The organism is Niallia sp. XMNu-256 (assembly GCF_036670015.1).
Taxonomy (GTDB): Bacteria; Bacillota; Bacilli; order Bacillales; family Cytobacillaceae; genus Bacillus_BD.
Genome location: NZ_CP137636.1, coordinates 3,961,395 through 3,980,584, shown reverse-complemented (window position 1 = coordinate 3,980,584; position 19,190 = coordinate 3,961,395). Strand labels below are relative to the sequence as shown.

Below are 19,190 nucleotides of genomic sequence, written 5' to 3'. Positions count from 1 at the left end.
CATGAGCGGAGAGAAGGACTTAGAACAACTAAAAAAAGAAGCAGCTGCGAAGGCCAAAGCAGCTGCACTAGCGAAGAAAAAGGCACAGGAACAAGCAGAAGCACCAACCGATGATTTAGCAAAACAAAAGGCCGCTGCTGCTGCAAAGGCAAAGGCTGCCGCTCAAGCAAAGAAGAAGGCTCAAGAAGCAAAGGAATCGGAAGCGGTAACGAATGATGATGACTTAGCGAAGAAAAAAGCCGCTGCTGCTGCCAAAGCGAAAGTAGCTGCACTAGCGAAAAAGAAAGCCCAAGAACAAGGGGGCTCCTCTGCTTCAACCGATGATGACGCTAAGGCAAAGGCCGCTGCGGCCGTGAAAGCAAAAGCTGCCGCCTTGGCAAAGAAAAAGGCTAAGGAACAAGTAGCTTCAGAAGAATCCTCTGATGGTGATGATAAAGCCAAGGCGGCTGCAGCTGCAAAGGCGAAAGCTGTCGCTGCCGCCAAGGCCAAAGCAGCAGCTGCTGCAAAAGCAAAGGCAGGCAGTGGAGCAAGCAAGACACAAGAGACAGAGGAAGAGCCCTCAGCTAATCAACCGTTATTAGATAAATACGTCAAGGTTATCGTGGATCACCTTGGCAAAGAGGTAATCGAAGAAAGTTATATTAATCGATTATCCAAAGACGTTCCCACTCTTGTGATCAAAAAAGAGGCCTATTTTAAAGTCGCTGAATTTCTTAAATATAATGAACAACTAGGTTTTGACTATTTATCCGAATTGCATGGGACGGATTTCAAAACCCATATGGAATTGTATGTGTATCTTTATTCATATCGAAACAATCAAGCTGTTGCCATAAAGGTTAAACTCGACCGTGATCACCCTGAAGTAGATTCTGTTGTTTCGCTTTGGGCTGGAGCCGATTGGCCGGAATGTGAGGCCTATGACCTACTTGGGATTATATTCACAGGACATCCCAACCTCCATCGTATCATGCTCGGGGAAGAATGGGTGGGATACCCGCTTCGGAAAGATTACGAAGACCAGAATGAGCTGGAGGTGTGACGATGTTAAGGACAGAAGAAATGTTATTGAACGTTGGACCACAACATCCTAGTACACATGGTGTGTTTCGTGTCGTATTAAAAATAGATGGAGAAATCATAAAAGAAGCCAAGCCTGTCATTGGTTATTTGCATCGTGGCACTGAGAAACTGGCGGAGAACCTTAATTATACGCAAATTATTCCTTATACTGACCGGATGGATTATCTTTCTGCAATGACAAATAATTATGTGATCTGTCATGCGGTTGAAACAATGATTGATGCTGAAATTCCAGAACGAGCGGAATATTTGCGAGTCATTACGATGGAATTAGGCCGTGTTGCCAGCCATTTAGTTTGGTGGGGCACCTATTTACTCGACCTGGGGGCGACAAGTCCATTTATTTATGCCTTCCGTGACCGTGAAATGATTATTAATCTGCTAAATGAAATTTCAGGCGGGCGTCTGACATTTAATTACATGCGTGTCGGCGGCGTCAAATGGGATGCTCCGGACGGTTGGATCGAAAAGGTGAAAGAATTTATTCCATATATGAGAGAACAAATTCAAGGATATCATCAATTGGTAACAGGGAATGAAATTTTCTTAAACCGTGTAAAAGGCATTGGTACTTATACGCAAGAGGATGCAATCCAATATTCCTTAAGTGGATCGAACCTTCGGTGTACAGGCGTTAAATGGGATCTGCGCAAAGATGAACCATACTCAATCTATGACCGTTTTGATTTTGATGTCCCGGTACAAACGGGCGGTGACGCTTGGGCGCGTTACCAAGTACGAATTGCCGAAATTGAAGAATCTCTAAAAATACTAGAACAGGCGGTAGAACAGTTCCCTAAAGACGGTCCGATTATGGGGAAGGTACCGAAAGTAATTAAACCGCCAGTAGGGGAAACTTACGTGCGAATAGAATCTCCACGTGGGGAAATCGGTTGTTATATTGCTAGTGATGGGAAAAAGGAGCCGTACCGTCTCAAATTCAGACGGCCATCCTTCTACAATCTGCAAATTCTTCCAAAACTACTAGAAGGAGAATCCATTGCAAACTTAACCGTCATTTTAGGTGCGATTGACATTGTGTTAGGGGAGGTAGATGGCTAATGGAAGGTCTTTTACAAAGTAGTCCAAGTCTAACGAATGTAGGGATTTACTTTTTACTTGCTGTTGTCTTCCTATTAGCCTTGCTCGGGTTTGTATCCTATGCCGTTTTGGCAGAGAGGAAGGTCATGGGATACATGCAGCTACGCCACGGTCCTAATCAATTAGGTGGAAAATGGGGTCTGCTCCAAACGGTTGCAGATGTTCTGAAGCTTTTATTAAAAGAAGATACCATTCCGAAACTTGCTGATCGACCGTTATTTATACTAGCGCCAATTATTGCGTTTGCTCCATCCTTTATGGTGCTGGCCGTCATTCCTTTTACTGATAAATTTCAGTTTGCCGATATTGGGGTTGGATTGCTTTACTATATAGCGATATCAGGGTTGACGACATTAGGAATTGTAACGGGCGGATGGGCTTCCAACAACAAATATGCACTTTTAGGTTCGATGCGGGCAGCCGCTCAAATGATTTCTTATGAAATTCCGCTTGTCATGTCTGTCGTTGGCGTCATCTTATTGACAGGCAGTATGAATTTAAATGATATTGTCGCGGCTCAGGAAAATGGCTGGTTTATTTTATTACAACCGATTGCTTTTGTCGTATTCTTCATTGCAGCTGTAGCTGAACTAAACCGGGTTCCATTTGACCTTCCAGAGTCTGAGTCAGAGCTCGTTTCAGGGTATCATGTTGAATATTCAGGGTTCCGATTTGCCTTCTTTATGTTGACGGAATATGTATATATGTTTGGGATGTCCGCGTTAGTTACTGTCTTATTTTTAGGCGGATGGCTGCCGCTTCCGTTTTTAGACTTTATTCCTGGGGCTGTCTGGTTTGCCTTGAAATTTAGCCTAATTCTTTTCATCTTGTTGTGGTTGCGTGTTACATTCCCACGTGTCCGTCCAGATCAACTCATGGAATTCGGGTGGAAGGTACTTTTGCCGGTCGCTCTGGCAAATATTTTTCTTACAGCGATAGTAAAAGAATTGATGAAACTATTTTAAAGAAAAGATTTTGCTAAATACGGACCTTTGGTGTATAAGGCCAAGCCACGTATTCCCAAAGGTCTCCCAAAAACTTAAAGGGGCACTTTCCTTTAACTTCATTCAGCAAAAGTTTTTGTACCGATAGTTTGCGACAGGTATAAAAGTTCCTAACTTCAAAGTTAAGAGATGATGAAGTTAAGCCTCCGGCGGATGCCACGGATTTTTTTTAGGGTATTTTATAGAGCGAGCTCTATAAAGATCCGGGCGCAAATTCGGCGGGGCGAATTTGATAAGAGGTGATGACATGCTTGGATTAATGAAGGGTTTAACCTATACACTGAAAAATCTAGCACGTGAAAAAGTAACCTATGACTACCCAAATAAGCCGCTTCCTCTTCCAGATCGTTTTCGCGGCATTCAAAAATTTTATCCGGATAAATGCATTGTTTGTAATCTCTGTGCGAATATTTGTCCGACGGATTGTATTACGTTGACAGGCAAGAAAAATCCAGACCCTGAAGCGAAGGTAAAAAAGGTCATCGATACGTATGATATTAATTTCGAAATATGTATCTTGTGTGATTTATGTACGGAAGTTTGTCCGACTGAGGCGATTATCATGACGAACAACTTTGAACTGGCTCAGTATAGCCGTGACAAGCTTTACAAAGATCTGGAATGGCTTGATGAAAATGATCAAAACATACGGCAGGTGAATAAGCCATGATCTCGGGAGAATTTTTAGCCTTTATCGTCTTGGCCGTCATTGCTTTAGCTGGCGGCGTTCTTCTCCTTCATTTAACAAAGGTTGTCCACATGGTGTTGGCGCTTGTCGCCACTTTCGTAAGCATCGCAGGGATCTATGTTCTGCTATCAGCGGAATTTCTAGCAGTCGTTCAAATTCTCATCTACTCCGGGGCGATTACGATCATTATGTTGTTTGGAATTATGCTTACACGTCAAAATGATACCGTTGTGAATACAGGCGGCCGGTTCAGAAAAACATTATTGCTTCTAGGCGTCATCGGCTTTGGCGTTGTCGTTTATTTAGGAATTTATAATTTGGAGTTCCCTCAAGTAGCGGGGACCCTTCACGAAAACAATACCGAGCAAATTGGAATCGCCTTGTACAGCAAATATATCATTCCGTTTGAATTAACTTCAGTTGTGCTTTTAGTCGCCTTAATCGGGGCCATTATTTTAGCAAAACAGGATGATGAGAAGGAGGTAGATCAGAAATGAGTTCTGTACCAATTTCAGCCTACCTCGCTCTAGCCTTAATCCTTTTCTGTATTGGGCTATATGGGGCATTAACGAAGCGAAATACGGTCATTGTTCTTATTTCGATTGAGTTAATGTTAAACTCCGTAAATATTAATCTAGTTGCGTTTAGTAAATTAGGGATTGCTCCATCGATTGACGGACAAATCTTTGCCTTGTTCATGATGGCTGTCGCAGCCGCCGAGGCAGCAATTGGTTTAGCGATCTTGATTGCCCTCTATCGAAATCGTAAAACCGTGAACATTGATGAAATGAACACAATGAAACATTGATAGTAAGGGTAAAAAGTGGGATTAAAGTAGAAGGATCGTTTAGATAAAAGAAACCTCATAAAAGGGAAACCAGAAAAGTCTATTCCGTAAAAGTTGGAAGAACTGAATAGGGTCTACCTTAAATTACACATAGAAGGGGGATCTAACATTGATAGAGAATGCATGGATCATACCGCTATTCCCGTTGCTATCATTTCTTGTGCTCACTTTGTTCAGAAAACAGCTCAAATCATCGAGTGACAAGGTTGGCATTTTCTTAACCTTATTAGCTTTTATCTTCTCAATCATTGTTCTGTTCGAACGTTTTACAGTGTCAACGTACAAAGCAGAAACACCTTGGTTACAAATTGGAAACCTCCATTTAACGGTCGGGTTTGAAGTGAATCAATTAAACGCATTAATGCTCGTCATTGTATCTCTCGTAAGCTTTCTTGTACATATTTACTCAGCGGGATATATGAAAGGCGATGACCGTTTATCCGTATATTACGCCTATTTAGGGTTGTTTACCTTTGCCATGCTTGGGCTGGTCCTATCCCCTAATTTATTGCAAACCTATATCTTTTGGGAGTTAGTTGGATTGGGATCGTTTTTACTCATTGGGTTTTATTTTTACAAAGAAGAAGCCAAAAAGGCCGCCAAAAAAGCGTTTATTATGACGCGAATTGGGGATGTTGGCTTGTTAATTGGAATGATTCTATTATTCTGGGAAGTTGGCAGTTTTGAATATACAGCAATTTTTCAAGCAGTAAGTGATGGGGTTATTTCGGAAGGGATGATCACGTTAACAGCGATTTTAATTTTTGTGGGAGCAGTCGGAAAGTCAGGTCAATTTCCGCTTCATACATGGCTTCCAGATGCAATGGAAGGGCCGACTCCTGTATCGGCACTCATTCATGCCGCCACAATGGTTGCTGCTGGAGTTTATTTAGTAGCTGCATTATTCCCGCTCTTCCAAGCGAGTGAAGCGGCACTACTGACGATCGCAATTGTTGGTGCATTTACGGCGATTTTTGCCGCTACAATTGCACTCGTTCAAACAGATATTAAAAGAGTTCTCGCCTATTCAACGGTGAGTCAACTAGGCTATATGATGCTTGCCTTAGGATCGGCAGGGTATGTCGCTGGCGTCTTTCACTTAACGACACACGCTTTTTTCAAAGCTTTATTGTTCCTAGCGGCAGGAAGTGTGATTCATGCCGTTCATACACAGGATATTGAAAAAATGGGTGGATTATGGAAGAAGCTTCCGAAAACGGGTTGGCTCTTTTTAATCGGTACGATGGCGATTAGTGGAGTTCCGTTGTTATCTGGATTTTTTAGTAAGGATGAAATCTTGATATCTACTTGGAATGCGGGACACCCCATTCTATTTGTATTAGCTGTCATTACCGCCTTTTTAACGGCTTTCTATATGTTTAGACTGTTCTTCATGATCTTTATGGGAGAACGAAGAGGGGATTCTAATCAAGAGATCCGTGAATCACCATCAATTATGACGTTCCCGATGACAGTGTTAGCGGTACTAGCAATTGTGGCTGGGTATGTGAACACACCCTGGTTTGGAACATTTCTCGGGGATTGGTTAACAAATGGAAATGGCCACGAAGAAGGCCCCATTTGGATTATGCTTCTTGCAACCCTCCTTTCATTGCTAGGAATCTACCTAGCATGGCTCATCTATGGAAAGGGATCGATTTCGCGTGATTGGCTGACAGGTAAAGCGCCAATTGCACATGGCATTTTATCTAATAAATATTTTGTTGATGAGATCTATCGATATAGTGCTGTCGCAGGCGTCAAGGTATTCAGTCTGTTCCTGAAGTATGTGGAATGGTTTATTGTTGAAGGACTCGCTGAACTCATTAGAGGATCTGTTCATCGCCTCGGGAAATGGGGAGCGAAAGTCCAAAACGGACAAATCCAAGTTTATGGGACAGTTGCATTTGTCGGTCTAGCACTCCTTGTGGTCATTTATGCCTTAACAGGGGGGGATTTATAATGAATCTATTATCGTTCTTAGTGTTTTCTCCTCTCCTTGGTATGCTCATTCTCATTTTTATTCCAAAAACAGAGGGAAAGCTAATTAAACTAGTCGGAATTCTCGCGACATTGCCTGCGCTTGTGATTTCTATGTTTCTATATTTTCAACATGGATCAGGCACGGACTTGAAAAAATGGGATGTCAGTTACAACTGGTTCTCATTTAAAAATTCGATTCAATATGGAGATTTATATTCTGTTTTGTATGAACTGGGAATTGATGGCTTGTCACTTGTGCTGTTGTTGCTAACAACAATAATAGCAACATTGGCTGCAATCGCCTCCGTGAAAGTCAGCAAAGAGTTAAAAGGCTATTATCTTCTGTTCTTATTGCTAGAAATCGGGATGCTTGGGGTGTTTGCAGCCCAAAACTTTATATTATTTTTCCTATTCTTTGAGTTTACGTTAATCGCTGCTTTTTTCCTCATTGGTAAATGGGGATACGAGGAGAAAGAAAAAGCGGCGTTCAGCTTTCTGATTTACAATGGACTCGGCTCAGCCATTCTCTTAATTGTGATCATCGTATTGTTTGCCCAGACAGGGACAGTCAATTTTGGTGAATTACGAGAAATGATTGCCGTTGATGGCATTTCACCATCTTTGCAATTTGGACTTTTTATTAGTTTGCTAGTCGCATTCGGATTTAAAATGCCGATTGTGCCGCTCCATAGCTGGATGGTTCGAGTGCATGTTCAAGCTCCACCCGCAGTTGTCATGATTCATGCAGGGGTTTTATTAAAAATTGGGGCGTATGGGTTAATTCGTTTTAACGTTGGATTGTTTCCGGAGCAAGCAAAAAACTTTGCTGTTTTGCTTGCCATCCTTGGGGTGATCAATTTGTTGTACGGTGCTTTTTTGGCCTTTGCACAAACAGACTTCAAGATGGTTCTTGCCTATTCATCGGTGTCCCACATGGGAATTGTGTTAATTGGCTTAGGTGCATTAAATGAGGCAGGGATACAAGGGGCAATCTTCCAAAGTATTTCACATGGATTAATTGCCGCATTGCTATTTTTCCTCGTTGGGGTCTTTTATGAGAGAACGAATACATCCGAAATTCCGAAGTTAGGTGGAATGGCAAAGGCGATGCCGCTTACAGCAGGCTTTCTCCTCGTAGGCGTCATGGCGTCACTTGGATTGCCAGGCTTGTCAGGGTTTGTAAGTGAATTTATGGCATTCCTAGGCCTCTTTAGGGAAATGCCATGGCTCGCGGCTATAGGAGCAATTGGGATAATTATGACGGCGGTATACTTGCTCCGTGCCGTGCTTGGCGTCACATATGGAAGAGAAAACCGTGAGTGGGCTGGAGTCTGGGATCTACAACGGATCGAGTGGATTCCTACGCTTGTGTTGACGGCTTTAATTATCGCCATTGGCGTATATCCGAATCTATTAGGCAGCCCGCTGCAAGCAACACTAGAATCAATCATGCTGAAGGTAGGAGGGTGATGAAGGATGGATCTCGAAACATTGTTATCATTTGAATGGGGAACGATGATGCCTGAGTTCATCATCCTAGGGGTAGCGACGGTTATAACTTTACTCGATTTATTTATGCCAAAAAAGCAAAGTCGAAAAATTCTCGGCTGGATTGGCTTCGTTGGGATTCTTGCTGCGATTGTGTCATTGCTCGGTCTGCTTGATCGTGATGTGACTTCCATTTTATACGATACATTCCGACTTGATGCTTTTGCAAAAGCGTTTAAACTGCTCCTATTAGTTGGTGCCGGGCTCGTGATGCTGTTGGCGATGGGTTATGAGCCAAAAGAAGGAATATCTGAGTATCGCGGAGAGTTTTTCTATCTATTTATGACCGCCCTTTTAGGCGCCATGATTATGTCGTCAAGTGGGGACTTAATCACGTTATTTATCGGTCTCGAATTATTATCAATTTCTTCCTATATATTGGCAGGATTACGGAAGAAACACATTGGCTCCAATGAATCTGCGATGAAATATGTGATTAATGGCAGTATTTCAACAGCTGTTACGATGTTTGGAATGAGCTATGTTTATGGACTAACAGGAACAACCAATTTAGCGGATATGCGTGAGGTGTTAGTCGGATTAAACGATTCACAAATGGCCTTTTTGCTTGGGATTGCTTTTCTTATGATCTTTGTCGGGTTATCCTTTAAAATTGCAGCAGCGCCTTATCATATGTGGGCGCCAGATGTCTATCAAGGGGCACCAACACCAGTTACAGCATTTCTAAGTGTCGTTTCAAAAACAGCTGGCTTTGTCATTATTGTTCGGATTCTTCTATCCATCTTTCTCTTAACGGCTTCAAACGGTCCGAACTCAGAGCCGATTTTACTTGTCATGGTTGATTTTATCGCGATCATTGCTGCTGTCACGATGGTGGTCGGAAATGTAGTGGCCTTACGGCAAACAAATATCAAGCGACTTTTTGCTTACTCAAGCATCGCTCATGCTGGTTATCTATTAGTGGCTTTGACTGCTTTATCGGCCTTTATGTTTGATTCGTTATGGTTTTATTTAATGGCCTATTTGTTTATGAATCTAGGTGCATTTGCGATCATTGGACTATTTACAGATCAGAAAGAATCGGAAGATATTCGCCATTTCTCAGGGTTATATCAAAGGTCGCCAGCACTTGCCGTTGCGATGGGAATCATGATCTTATCGTTAGCGGGGATCCCTGGGACTGCCGGATTTATTGGGAAGCTTAATATCATTACAGGGGCACTTGTTCTCGATCAACCGATGTATGTCCTAGTGTCTGTAATGATTGCCACAACAGTCATTTCATATGTTTATTATTTCAGGATCCTGGCACAAATGTTCTTCCGTAAAGCTGTAACACTCCAGCCGATCAAAGTGCCCGTGCCAACTGGGATCGTCTTAGCACTTTGTGTAGCGGCAACCATTTTATTTGGAATCTTTCCAAACTTTGCGTTTGACTTTTTACAAGCTCAATTTTATGAATTTGGTGATTTTTTACGGTAATAGATAAGGGATAGGAAGGGTGCTTAATATTAAAGTACTCTTCCTTTTTAGTGCTAATTGTTAAAATATTTGGTAAAATGTAATAGAATTGTAAAATAAATGATAAATAAATGAAATCGATGGTTAATCATTATGCAAATTTACATATATTAATAGCGGTCATGGTTTCATAGGTCATAGAATTGAGAAACCTTTTCTCAATTTCATCGTTTATAATGAATAGGTACATTAAGAAAAAGGGGGGATGAATGGTGGGATATGGGCAAGAAGCTTTGTTAAGTATATTCTCGCATCTCGTCTTTATTATATTAGCGTGGTGGTCACTTCAAGCGTTAAATTTCGAAAAATTCTTGCGTAAAAATCGGGTGGCCCAGGCAAGGTTGCTATATATATTGTTAGCCATTGTTATAGGAAGCGTCGTCAGTAACTTTTTTCTTGACTATTTATTCTGGTCTAGACAGCTTCCACATCTCTATGGATAGTAGGAAAATGCCTAAATATAGGTCTTCATACATGTTTCAAAAAAGGTTTTTTTTAGTAAAATAAAGGGTAGTATGAGATAATAATACAAAATTCGACAATGTTCAGCGCCGATAATTTACATATTTAACTTCATTCAGCAATTGGTTTATTTCGAGAGCTGCAGAACTCCTTCACTTTTATAAAAGTGGGTTTCTGATCCCTGTTGAATGAAGTCAAGTCAAAGGCAAGCCTGTCGATTTTTTAAAGGTACTTTTGTCGAGCGATTTCGACAAAAATACGGCGCACCGTCGGCAGGGCGAATTTGATTTTGATTCCATGTAAAGGTTTCTTGCATACAACGGATATGTCAAAAAGTGACGATATTTCATTTGTATGAACTTCTCCTCCTTGGCCAAAATGGTAGGAAGGGGAGGGGTTCAATAAATGAAAAAATTAATCATGGTTTTATTTGGTTTATCAGCGGTTGGACTTATATTTTTAAATATAACAAATGCAAAAACAAAATCGGACTTATTTATAATGGCTTCCATTTTGGAAGAGGAGAATGTTGACATTGATCAGTGGACCCTTCATGGTAGAGAACCGTTAGAAAGCAGTCAAAAAGAAGAAAAATTGAGCTCGTTAATGAGTCAATATCCTGATTGGAATTGGATCAAAAGCGGAGAACAAGAAAATTGGGAAGCGACGGGTGTTTTTACTAATGAATGGGGAATTACCGAAACGATTTCGATTCTTTCTTCAGAAGGCCATTCTTACCTCATGTACGAGGTGAATGGGAATGGTTGGAATCAGGAAATCAAGGATTCTTTACAAAACGTTACTTTCCCAAAAATAAATGAAGTCTTTCACGAAAAAGCCATGATTTTCGCTTGTATCTACAGTGAGATAGATGGTAATATGTATGAGTCTGTGTCTACCCATGCAAGCAAATTTCTACAAGCTTTTCAGGCTGAAGAAATTGAAACATTAAGGGAGGACAACTTTGTTTCGGCAACTGCGTATTCTCCACTATTTTCAGAGTCGATCAAGGGTCATACAGAAAGAATTAATTTACAACTAGGATTACGAAACCAAGGTTTGGGCGGAAAAACTACACTTGTAGTTGGCACACCCATCATAACGATTGAATATTAATATAGAGATAATGGACGCGGAGGGGAATACTTTGGAAAAAATTATCGTCCGTGGCGGAAAAAGGTTAAGCGGAACCGTGAAAGTAGAGGGTGCAAAGAACTCTGTTTTACCTGTAATCGCCGCAACACTGTTAGCAAGTGATGGAAGAAGTGTCATTCGAGATGTGCCTACACTCTCCGATGTATACACCATCAATGAAGTTTTACGTTATTTAAATGCCGATGTGGCTTTTGAAAATAACACGGTCATCGTGGATGCATCTAGAACGTTGAGTGTAGAGGCACCGTTTGAATATGTTAGAAAAATGAGAGCGTCTGTCTTAGTGATGGGCTCACTACTTGCAAGAAATGGTCGTGCTCGCGTCGCCTTACCAGGTGGCTGTGCGATTGGATCAAGACCGATTGATCAACATCTAAAAGGCTTTGAGGCTATGGGAGCTACTGTGAAAGTCGGAAATGGCTTTATTGAAGCAGAAGCTAAAAATGGCCGTTTGCATGGAGCTAAAATATATTTGGATTTTCCAAGTGTAGGAGCAACTGAAAACATTATGATGGCTGCCGTCTTAGCAGATGGAGTAACAGTCATTGATAACGTAGCGAAAGAACCAGAGATTGTCGATTTAGCAAACTTCCTTAATAAAATGGGAGCAAAAGTGAAAGGTGCTGGCACAGGAACCATTCGAATTGAAGGTGTCGATGTGTTATATGGCGCTGAACATCATATTATTCCTGACCGAATTGAAGCAGGAACCTTTATGGTCGCTGCAGCGATTACAGGCGGGAATGTTCTTGTTAAAGGAGCCGTACCAGAGCATCTTAACTCATTAATTGCAAAAATGGTGGAAATGGGCGTTACGATTATGGAAGAGGATGAGGGGCTTCGTGTAATTGGTAGCGATCATTTAAAGGCTGTGGACATTAAAACAATGCCGCATCCAGGATTTCCAACCGATATGCAATCACAAATGATGGCACTCCTTCTTCATGCTCAAGGAACTTCCATGATTACGGAGACCGTTTTTGAAAATCGTTTTATGCATGTCGAAGAATTCCGTCGTATGAATGCTGATTTGAAGATTGAAGGTCGTTCTGTTGTAATTAATGGCCCTTCAAATCTACAAGGAGCGGAAGTGGCTGCGACAGATTTACGTGCGGCTGCGGCTTTAGTTCTATCTGGTCTTGTAGCTGACGGTATCACACGTGTGACTGAATTAAAGCATTTGGACCGTGGATATGTTGATTTCCATGAAAAATTGGCTTCACTAGGCGCAGACATTGAAAGAGTCAAAGAAGTAGAAGAGGTCGCCTCTTATGATGAGAAGATTGTCTCTGATTTAAATGCATAAGAAAATTCCGTAGAAAACCGCATTGAAGCATCATGCGGTTTTTTATATTGGAAAAATAACGGATATCTCCTTGAATGGAAAATGAGCCTCAAATCCTTCCTTCCGAATAGTATTACCGAACAAAATGAAAATATACAAGGATTGAATTTTTGTCATAAATGCTTGTCCATCTCCATATGATTAAATGGAGGAGATCATTGTAAGCTCTTGAATACGGCGTTTGATAAGAGCTTATATTTTAAACCCTGAATTTAATCAGTTTTACGGCCGTGTTGATTAAAAGGATCCGTGATTCGTAACGATGCCTTCATTATGTTATTCATAAACGAACGGACTTAGTAATTCAACATGAAAAAGGAACACATCTTTTTTAAAAAACTGAATATTTATTCTAACCTTATGGAGGATAAACATGATGAAATTCAAACCAGTTGTTCTACTAGCCGCAGCCTTATTTTTTGTCACCTTGTTGGTCCCTACGCTCTTAGTACTTCCGTTTGGAGAGGATAAAGTGAGCGGAAAGCTTGGTGAAAATATTCAGAGGCAAGCGGAATCCCAACCAAAGGTCGAAAGTGCCTCAACTGAGCCTGCGATAGAGGTAGCTGTGTACCGGACATCAAAAGAAGTTGTGGAAAACCTTCCATTAGAAGACTATGTGGTTGGGGTCGTAGCCTCTGAAATGCCGGCTGATTTTGAAAAAGAGGCGTTAAAAGCGCAAGCCTTAACAGCACGGACTTATATTGTTAAAAGGCTGATGATCAATGATAATAACGACGTACCAAAAGAGGCTGATGTTGTGGATACCGTTTTCCATCAAGTTTTTATGAATAGTGAAGAACTCAAGAAAGTATGGGGTTCTGACTATGATTGGAAAATCGCTAAAGTGGAGGAAGCGGTAAAGGAAACAACTGGGCAAGTTTTGACTTATGAAGGAAATCCAATTGATGCGACGTTTTTCTCCACAAGTAATGGCTATACCGAAAATTCGGATGCCATTTGGACTAACGCCTTGCCATACTTAAAAAGTGTCGAAAGTCCATGGGATAAACAATCGCCTAAATTTAACGGTCAAAAGGTAATCCCTGTAGCCGAGTTTGAGAAAAAGCTAGGGGTTAAAGTTCCAAACGGGAGCGAAATCGGTAAAGTGATTGAACGAACGACTGGAAAACGGGTTGGAACCGTTGAAATTAATGGCAAAAAAATCTCCGGAAAAGATATTCGTACGAAACTGGGCCTCATGTCAACGGACTTTTCGTGGGAACGGAAGGGAAATAACATCATTATTAACACAAGAGGAAATGGCCACGGTGTCGGGATGAGTCAATACGGAGCCAACGGCATGGCCCAAGAAGGAAAAAAATACCCTGAAATTGTCCAACACTACTACCAAGGCGTTGAAATTGCGAGCGCCGAACCATTTATTACGACCATAACAGCAAAGAAATAAAAAAAGCGCAAGTCATCTTCCAGTTTTAAGAAGATGACTTGCGCATATTTTTATTATTTTCCGATAAACATTTGAGTCCAGTAGTTGCCTTCTTCTACGTGTCCAACTCCGATATGTGTAAATTTAGCGTTCATGATGTTCTCACGGTGACCTTGAGAATTCATCCAAGCATTTACAACTTCTTCAGGTGAACGTTGACCCATGGCAATGTTTTCGCCTGCTGTGTTGTAAGAAATGCCATATGCTTTCATCATATCAAATGGTGAACCATAAGTTGGGCTTGTGTGGCTGAAGTAATTCTTAGTTTGCATATCACGAGATTTGTCACGTGCCACTTTACTTAATTCTACATCAAGTTTTAACGCTGGAAGGCCGTTTTTCGCACGTTCTTGGTTTGTTAACTCAACAACTTTTTGTTCAAAAGCACTTACTGAAGAAGATGCAGGTGTTGTTGCTGCTGGCTTCTCAGCTTGAACAGGCTTTTGTTGTGCAGGTTGTTGCACGGGCTTTTGAGCAGGTTGTTCTGTTTTAGGTTGTTCTTGTACTGGCTTTTGAGCCGGTTGTTCTGTTTTTGGTTGTTGTTGTACTGGTTTTTGAGCAGGTTGTTCTGTTTTAGGTTGCTCTTGTACAGGTTTTTGTACTGGCTTTTGCACTTGCTCTTGTTTTGGAGCTTGTTGCTTTTGTGATGCTTGTTCATTTAATTGTTTTTGTAGGTTAGTAATTAATTGAGATAACGATTGGTTTCCGTGTTGGCCGCCAACTGTCATATATTTTTGAATTAATTGGTTTACTTGCTCTTGGTCAATTTTTTGACCTGCATGGTATACATATACTTTAGATTGAACTTCCACCGGTGAAGCGGCTTCGGCTTTATTCATGCCTGGTGTTGAAACAAGTAAGGCTGCTGCAGCTGCGATTGATAAGATAAACTTTTTATTCATGTATAAAAACCTCCAATAGTTTATTTCAAATGTCGGTGTTGCTTACGAGAAAATCATACCACGGGGTTTTTGTAATAATTTTGGAAGGATATGGTAGACATAAAATGATGGTGCACGGAAAGAATAATAAATTGGTGGAAATGCTAGAATAGCAGGCATTCAGAGTAAATGGGAAAATAGTATACTTGGTAGAGAGAGCCCAATTCTACCAAATTATACATATAAATGAGGGTTGACAGGTTTTTGCCACAGCGACTTTTTTTACATTTATTACAGCGATGAAACAAAAAAGCCCCTTTTATTACGTAAATAATAGGGGTACGAGTCGTTTTTTAGGTTTATTTGATTTTATGCAGAAGGATTCCTAGTTTAGGAAACCTCTTTTTCTGGTAGGCTCCAAAGACGATCCAGGAGGCAACAAGAACACCGATGACATCTTTAATGAGATCAATCACAGTGGCGGAGCGATAGGGAACGAAATATTGATGAACCTCATCGCTAAGTCCATATAATGAAGAAACAAGGATAAGAACGATATTTCCCGTCGGTGTTACCTCCTTAAAGGTAAGTGCGGCAAGAAACAGGAGAACGTACAGAATGCCAAACTCTACTAAATGTAGAGACTCTTTAATCGTCGAGTCCCACTTTGGTAATTCAACAACGGCATCAGCTGGCTTGCTTGATAGATAGAAGATGAGCGCCATATAGAGAAGTGGTAGAATCCGTAAAATGATTTTTAACATAAGAACCTCCAAGATCTGATATTTTTTAATCGATGTTTTTCTATAACTCTTAACTGCAATGATAAGTTTACTCGTGAAAATCAGTATGTTACTCGTATTTTTTGACGGTTTACTCGTGAAAAAGAGGCCTTTACTCGTAAAAATCGCCCCGTTACTCGTATTTTACCTCATTTTCCCACTCAAAAAAGTTTTTCCGATAATCATGAATAATTATAAACGTTTTGTCGAAAAATAAGGAGTAAAAAAATTTTTGAAAAGATGTATATATTCGTCACCATTTGATCAGAATGATTGCTGAGGTGATGATAAATGAGAGAGGAAGAAAAGAACACTTCTCTAAAAAAATTCTTTAAAAAGCGTTGGGTTTATCCAACCGTATACATTGCAAGTGCAGCTTTGATTTTAACAGGGGTTTTATGGTTCCAAAATAGCAACACAGAAAATGCTACAGATTCAGAGAAATTCGGATATGAGACACCAGGAAAAAATCAGTTTAATGAACCTGCAGATGAAGTAGCTCGCTCGATGGAAAATATTGTCCTGCCACTATCCCAGAAAGATCGCACTAATGCTGTTATTAAAACAAAATTCTATGAAGATACGGCAAATGAAGCCGACCAAGAGGCGGCTATCGTAGTTTACCAAAATCAATATCATCCAAACACAGGTATTGATATTGCCGTAGAAGAAAGTGAAGCTTTTGATGTCATGGCAGCATTAAGCGGAACCGTTACAAAAGTTCAAGAAGATGCTCTTCTTGGAAATGTCATTGAAATTAAGCATGATGATAACATCATTTCTCGTTACTCATCTGTGAAAGATATGAAAGTAGCGGTTGGTGACAAAATCGACCAAGGACAAGCCCTTGCAACAGCTGGAAAAAGCTTATTTAACGAAGAAGCAGGAGTTCACGTACACTTTGAAATCCGCAAAGACGGTGTTCCAGTGAATCCAGAAAACTACTTAAACAAGCCTTTCAGTGAATTACAGGAAGCAAGTATGCAAGAAGACGGTTCAACAGATTCTGAGAAATCAGAAACAGAGCAACCTGAAAAGTCTGAGACAGACAAAGAAACAAGTGGAACAGAAGAAGAACCAGCTAAAGATGAGAAATCCTCAACAGAAGAGGACAGGTCTACATCTGATGATGAATCTGCAAAAGAGGAAGAAACTTCTACAGATGAAAAACCTTCAACTGACAAAGAAGAATCCTCTTCAGATGAAAAGAATGCAGATGACATGAAAGACGAAACAACAAACAATAATAAAAACCAAGACGCTTAATTTACCAAGTGCCAAGCATGTCCAAACGGAATCGTGCCTGGCACTTTTTCATGTTTCAACATAAAAATAATTAAATATTCTGATTTTTTTACGTTAATTGTGTAAATTGTGCATAATCCTTCGTCAGACCTAATAAACTGATACAAACCTGTCAAAAGAGAGTGTTTGAGGTGAAGAGTCGTTTATGATCAACTAAGAAATTAGATCTTGACCTGGACGTGTTTTATTCCTTGTAAGTAGAGAGCGAATGCTTTCTGCCGTGTGATTTTCCTTTTATGAACAACATGCGGTTACCTAATAATAATAGAAGCTTGAAGCGAGTCTCATTTCACACTTCTCACATCCAAATTAGGGAGGGCGAGTGGTGTGCACGATTACATCAAAGAGAGGACTATCAAGATTGGAAAGTATATCGTGGAGACGAGAAAAACAGTTCGCGTGATTGCGAAGGAGTTTGGCGTATCCAAAAGTACAGTCCATAAGGATTTAACAGAAAGACTACCTGAAATTAATCCTGAACTAGCAAATGAAGTGAAAGAAATATTAGATTATCATAAATCCATCCGCCACTTAAGAGGTGGCGAGGCAACCAAATTGAAGTATAAGAAGGAAGAATTTGAAGAGGAACCAATTCGAAGATAACAAGGTATTTTAAAAAAAGAAGGTAAGTCTACTGCAAAGTGGTAGCTGATCTTCTTTTTTTGCTGCTATTTTATACAAGCTTAAGTAACTCCATGCTAAAGGTCATCCGGTCGAAAGGATCGCCTCCTTTTTCAACATATGTCCAGGCCCTCACTCTTATGCAGCTTACATTTTCGAAATATTTTTTGACAAAATCCAACAGAATTCTTTATAAATGATACCCCCTGTCCAACAAATATGATAAAATTATCAATTGAGTGAAGAAAAAATTGAATGGTTCATCAATTGAAGGTAAACGGTACAAAATAAATAACAAAAGCATCAGGGAATCCTAAACAATTTTGGAAACCGGTGCAAGAATCGTTGGAAAAAGCTATTGAATAGATAACGGACATGAATGGTCATAACGATAGAAGCATCCGGCCAAGGAGGAAAAACAGAGTATGTTCGCAAGGGATATAGGTATAGACTTAGGAACGGCAAACGTCTTAATACATGTAAAAGGCCGTGGAATTGTATTAAATGAGCCTTCCGTTGTGGCGATTGATAAAAACTCCAATCGAGTGTTAGCGGTTGGGGAAGAGGCTCGCCGCATGGTGGGAAGAACGCCAGGAAATATCGTAGCGATCCGCCCATTAAAGGATGGAGTCATCGCTGATTTTGATATAACGGAAGCGATGTTAAAGTATTTCATTAATAAACTAAATGTAAAGGGCTTTTTATCGAAGCCACGAATTTTGATCTGCTGTCCAACGAATATTACAAGCGTTGAGCAAAAGGCGATTAAAGAAGCGGCTGAAAAAAGCGGCGGCAAAAAAATCTTTTTAGAAGAAGAACCAAAGGTAGCTGCGATTGGAGCAGGAATGGATATTTTCCAACCAAGCGGAAATATGGTCGTCGACATTGGTGGTGGAACAACCGATGTGGCCGTTCTATCGATGGGGGACATCGTTACCTCAGCTTCAATTAAAATGGCCGGTGACAAGTTTGACTCAGAAATTCTCAATTATATTAAAAAGGAATACAAGCTTTTAATCGGAGAGAGAACGGCTGAAAATATTAAAATTACCATTGGTACGGTTGAGCCGCAATTGAAAAAAGAAGAGATGGAAATTAGAGGTCGTGATATGGTAACTGGACTTCCACGGACGATTACCATTAACTCGGATGAAATTGCTAATGCTCTTCGTGAATCGGTCGCTGTCATCGTACAAGCGGCAAAAAGCGTACTGGAACGAACTCCACCCGAACTTTCTGCGGACATTATTGACCGTGGCGTGATTTTAACCGGTGGTGGCGCCTTATTGCACGGAATCGACATGCTTCTCGCTGAAGAACTAAAGGTACCTGTTTTAGTAGCTGAAAACCCAATGGATTGTGTGGCGATCGGAACAGGTCTCATGCTCGATAATATTGACAGACTCACAAGAAGAAAAATCGTATAAGTCTATTCCAAGCCTATCGGAAGAGGTGT

General features: G+C 40.6%; 18 protein-coding genes. 16 read left to right on the top strand and 2 right to left on the bottom strand.

Annotation, left to right across the window (positions count from 1 at the left end; all coding sequences use genetic code 11):
• Position 1: 1 nt before the first annotated feature.
• From R4Z10_RS20015 to spoIID, 13 genes are all read left to right on the top strand, one after another.
• Positions 2–1,042: an NADH-quinone oxidoreductase subunit C gene (locus R4Z10_RS20015; protein WP_338471030.1), complete on the top strand. Its 1,041-nt coding sequence runs from the start codon at positions 2–4 to the stop codon at positions 1,040–1,042.
• Between the two features lie 2 nt (positions 1,043–1,044).
• Positions 1,045–2,145, top strand: a complete 1,101-nt coding sequence (locus tag R4Z10_RS20010; protein WP_338471029.1) for an NADH-quinone oxidoreductase subunit D — start codon at positions 1,045–1,047, stop codon at positions 2,143–2,145.
• Positions 2,145–3,149: an NADH-quinone oxidoreductase subunit NuoH gene (gene nuoH / locus R4Z10_RS20005; protein ID WP_338471028.1), complete on the top strand. Its 1,005-nt coding sequence runs from the start codon at positions 2,145–2,147 to the stop codon at positions 3,147–3,149. Before R4Z10_RS20010 ends, nuoH begins: the two co-directional genes overlap by 1 nt.
• A gap of 286 nt (positions 3,150–3,435) precedes the next feature.
• Complete coding sequence (gene nuoI / locus R4Z10_RS20000) at positions 3,436–3,858, top strand: NADH-quinone oxidoreductase subunit NuoI (protein ID WP_338471027.1); 423 nt, start codon at positions 3,436–3,438, stop codon at positions 3,856–3,858.
• Positions 3,855–4,373 carry an NADH-quinone oxidoreductase subunit J gene (locus R4Z10_RS19995; protein WP_338471026.1) on the top strand — a complete coding sequence of 173 codons (519 nt, stop codon included), beginning with the start codon at positions 3,855–3,857 and terminating at the stop codon, positions 4,371–4,373. Before nuoI ends, R4Z10_RS19995 begins: the two co-directional genes overlap by 4 nt.
• On the top strand, positions 4,370–4,684 hold the full coding sequence (nuoK, locus tag R4Z10_RS19990) for an NADH-quinone oxidoreductase subunit NuoK (protein ID WP_338471025.1): 315 nt from the start codon (positions 4,370–4,372) through the stop codon (positions 4,682–4,684). Before R4Z10_RS19995 ends, nuoK begins: the two co-directional genes overlap by 4 nt.
• A 148-nt stretch (positions 4,685–4,832) precedes the next feature.
• The gene (gene nuoL / locus R4Z10_RS19985) at positions 4,833–6,686 is read left to right on the top strand and encodes an NADH-quinone oxidoreductase subunit L (protein WP_338471024.1); all 1,854 of its coding nucleotides are present in this window, start codon (positions 4,833–4,835) and stop codon (positions 6,684–6,686) included.
• Positions 6,686–8,176, top strand: a complete 1,491-nt coding sequence (locus R4Z10_RS19980) for an NADH-quinone oxidoreductase subunit M (RefSeq protein WP_338471023.1) — start codon at positions 6,686–6,688, stop codon at positions 8,174–8,176. The genes nuoL and R4Z10_RS19980 overlap by 1 nt, the downstream gene beginning before the upstream one ends.
• A 6-nt stretch (positions 8,177–8,182) precedes the next feature.
• Positions 8,183–9,697, top strand: coding sequence for an NADH-quinone oxidoreductase subunit NuoN (gene nuoN / locus R4Z10_RS19975; RefSeq protein ID WP_338471022.1), 1,515 nt, complete (start codon positions 8,183–8,185; stop codon positions 9,695–9,697).
• Between the two features lie 248 nt (positions 9,698–9,945).
• Positions 9,946–10,179, top strand: coding sequence for a DUF1146 family protein (locus R4Z10_RS19970; protein ID WP_338471021.1), 234 nt, complete (start codon positions 9,946–9,948; stop codon positions 10,177–10,179).
• A 424-nt stretch (positions 10,180–10,603) separates the two neighbouring features.
• The gene (locus R4Z10_RS19965; RefSeq protein ID WP_338471020.1) at positions 10,604–11,314 is read left to right on the top strand and encodes a YwmB family TATA-box binding protein; all 711 of its coding nucleotides are present in this window, start codon (positions 10,604–10,606) and stop codon (positions 11,312–11,314) included.
• A gap of 31 nt (positions 11,315–11,345) precedes the next feature.
• Positions 11,346–12,659, top strand: a complete 1,314-nt coding sequence (gene murA / locus R4Z10_RS19960; RefSeq protein ID WP_338471019.1) for a UDP-N-acetylglucosamine 1-carboxyvinyltransferase — start codon at positions 11,346–11,348, stop codon at positions 12,657–12,659.
• Between the two features lie 412 nt (positions 12,660–13,071).
• On the top strand, positions 13,072–14,106 hold the full coding sequence (spoIID, locus tag R4Z10_RS19955; RefSeq protein ID WP_338471018.1) for a stage II sporulation protein D: 1,035 nt from the start codon (positions 13,072–13,074) through the stop codon (positions 14,104–14,106).
• 53 nt (positions 14,107–14,159) lie between these two features.
• Here spoIID and R4Z10_RS19950 read toward each other — a convergent pair whose 3' ends face one another.
• Positions 14,160–15,047 (bottom strand): CAP domain-containing protein, encoded by an 888-nt coding sequence (locus R4Z10_RS19950; protein WP_338471017.1) that lies wholly within the window; start codon positions 15,045–15,047, stop codon positions 14,160–14,162.
• A 338-nt stretch (positions 15,048–15,385) separates the two neighbouring features.
• Positions 15,386–15,790, bottom strand: a complete 405-nt coding sequence (locus tag R4Z10_RS19945) for a VanZ family protein (RefSeq protein ID WP_338471016.1) — start codon at positions 15,788–15,790, stop codon at positions 15,386–15,388.
• A gap of 309 nt (positions 15,791–16,099) precedes the next feature.
• Here R4Z10_RS19945 and R4Z10_RS19940 point away from each other — a divergent pair, with 309 nt between their 5' ends.
• The 3 genes from R4Z10_RS19940 (at position 16,100) to R4Z10_RS19930 (ending at position 19,161) form a co-directional block, all read left to right on the top strand.
• Positions 16,100–17,074: a peptidoglycan DD-metalloendopeptidase family protein gene (locus tag R4Z10_RS19940; RefSeq protein ID WP_338471015.1), complete on the top strand. Its 975-nt coding sequence runs from the start codon at positions 16,100–16,102 to the stop codon at positions 17,072–17,074.
• 366 nt (positions 17,075–17,440) lie between these two features.
• Complete coding sequence (gene spoIIID / locus R4Z10_RS19935) at positions 17,441–17,716, top strand: sporulation transcriptional regulator SpoIIID (protein ID WP_338471014.1); 276 nt, start codon at positions 17,441–17,443, stop codon at positions 17,714–17,716.
• A gap of 443 nt (positions 17,717–18,159) precedes the next feature.
• Complete coding sequence (locus R4Z10_RS19930; RefSeq protein WP_338471013.1) at positions 18,160–19,161, top strand: rod shape-determining protein; 1,002 nt, start codon at positions 18,160–18,162, stop codon at positions 19,159–19,161.
• The last annotated feature ends 29 nt before the right edge of the window (positions 19,162–19,190 follow it).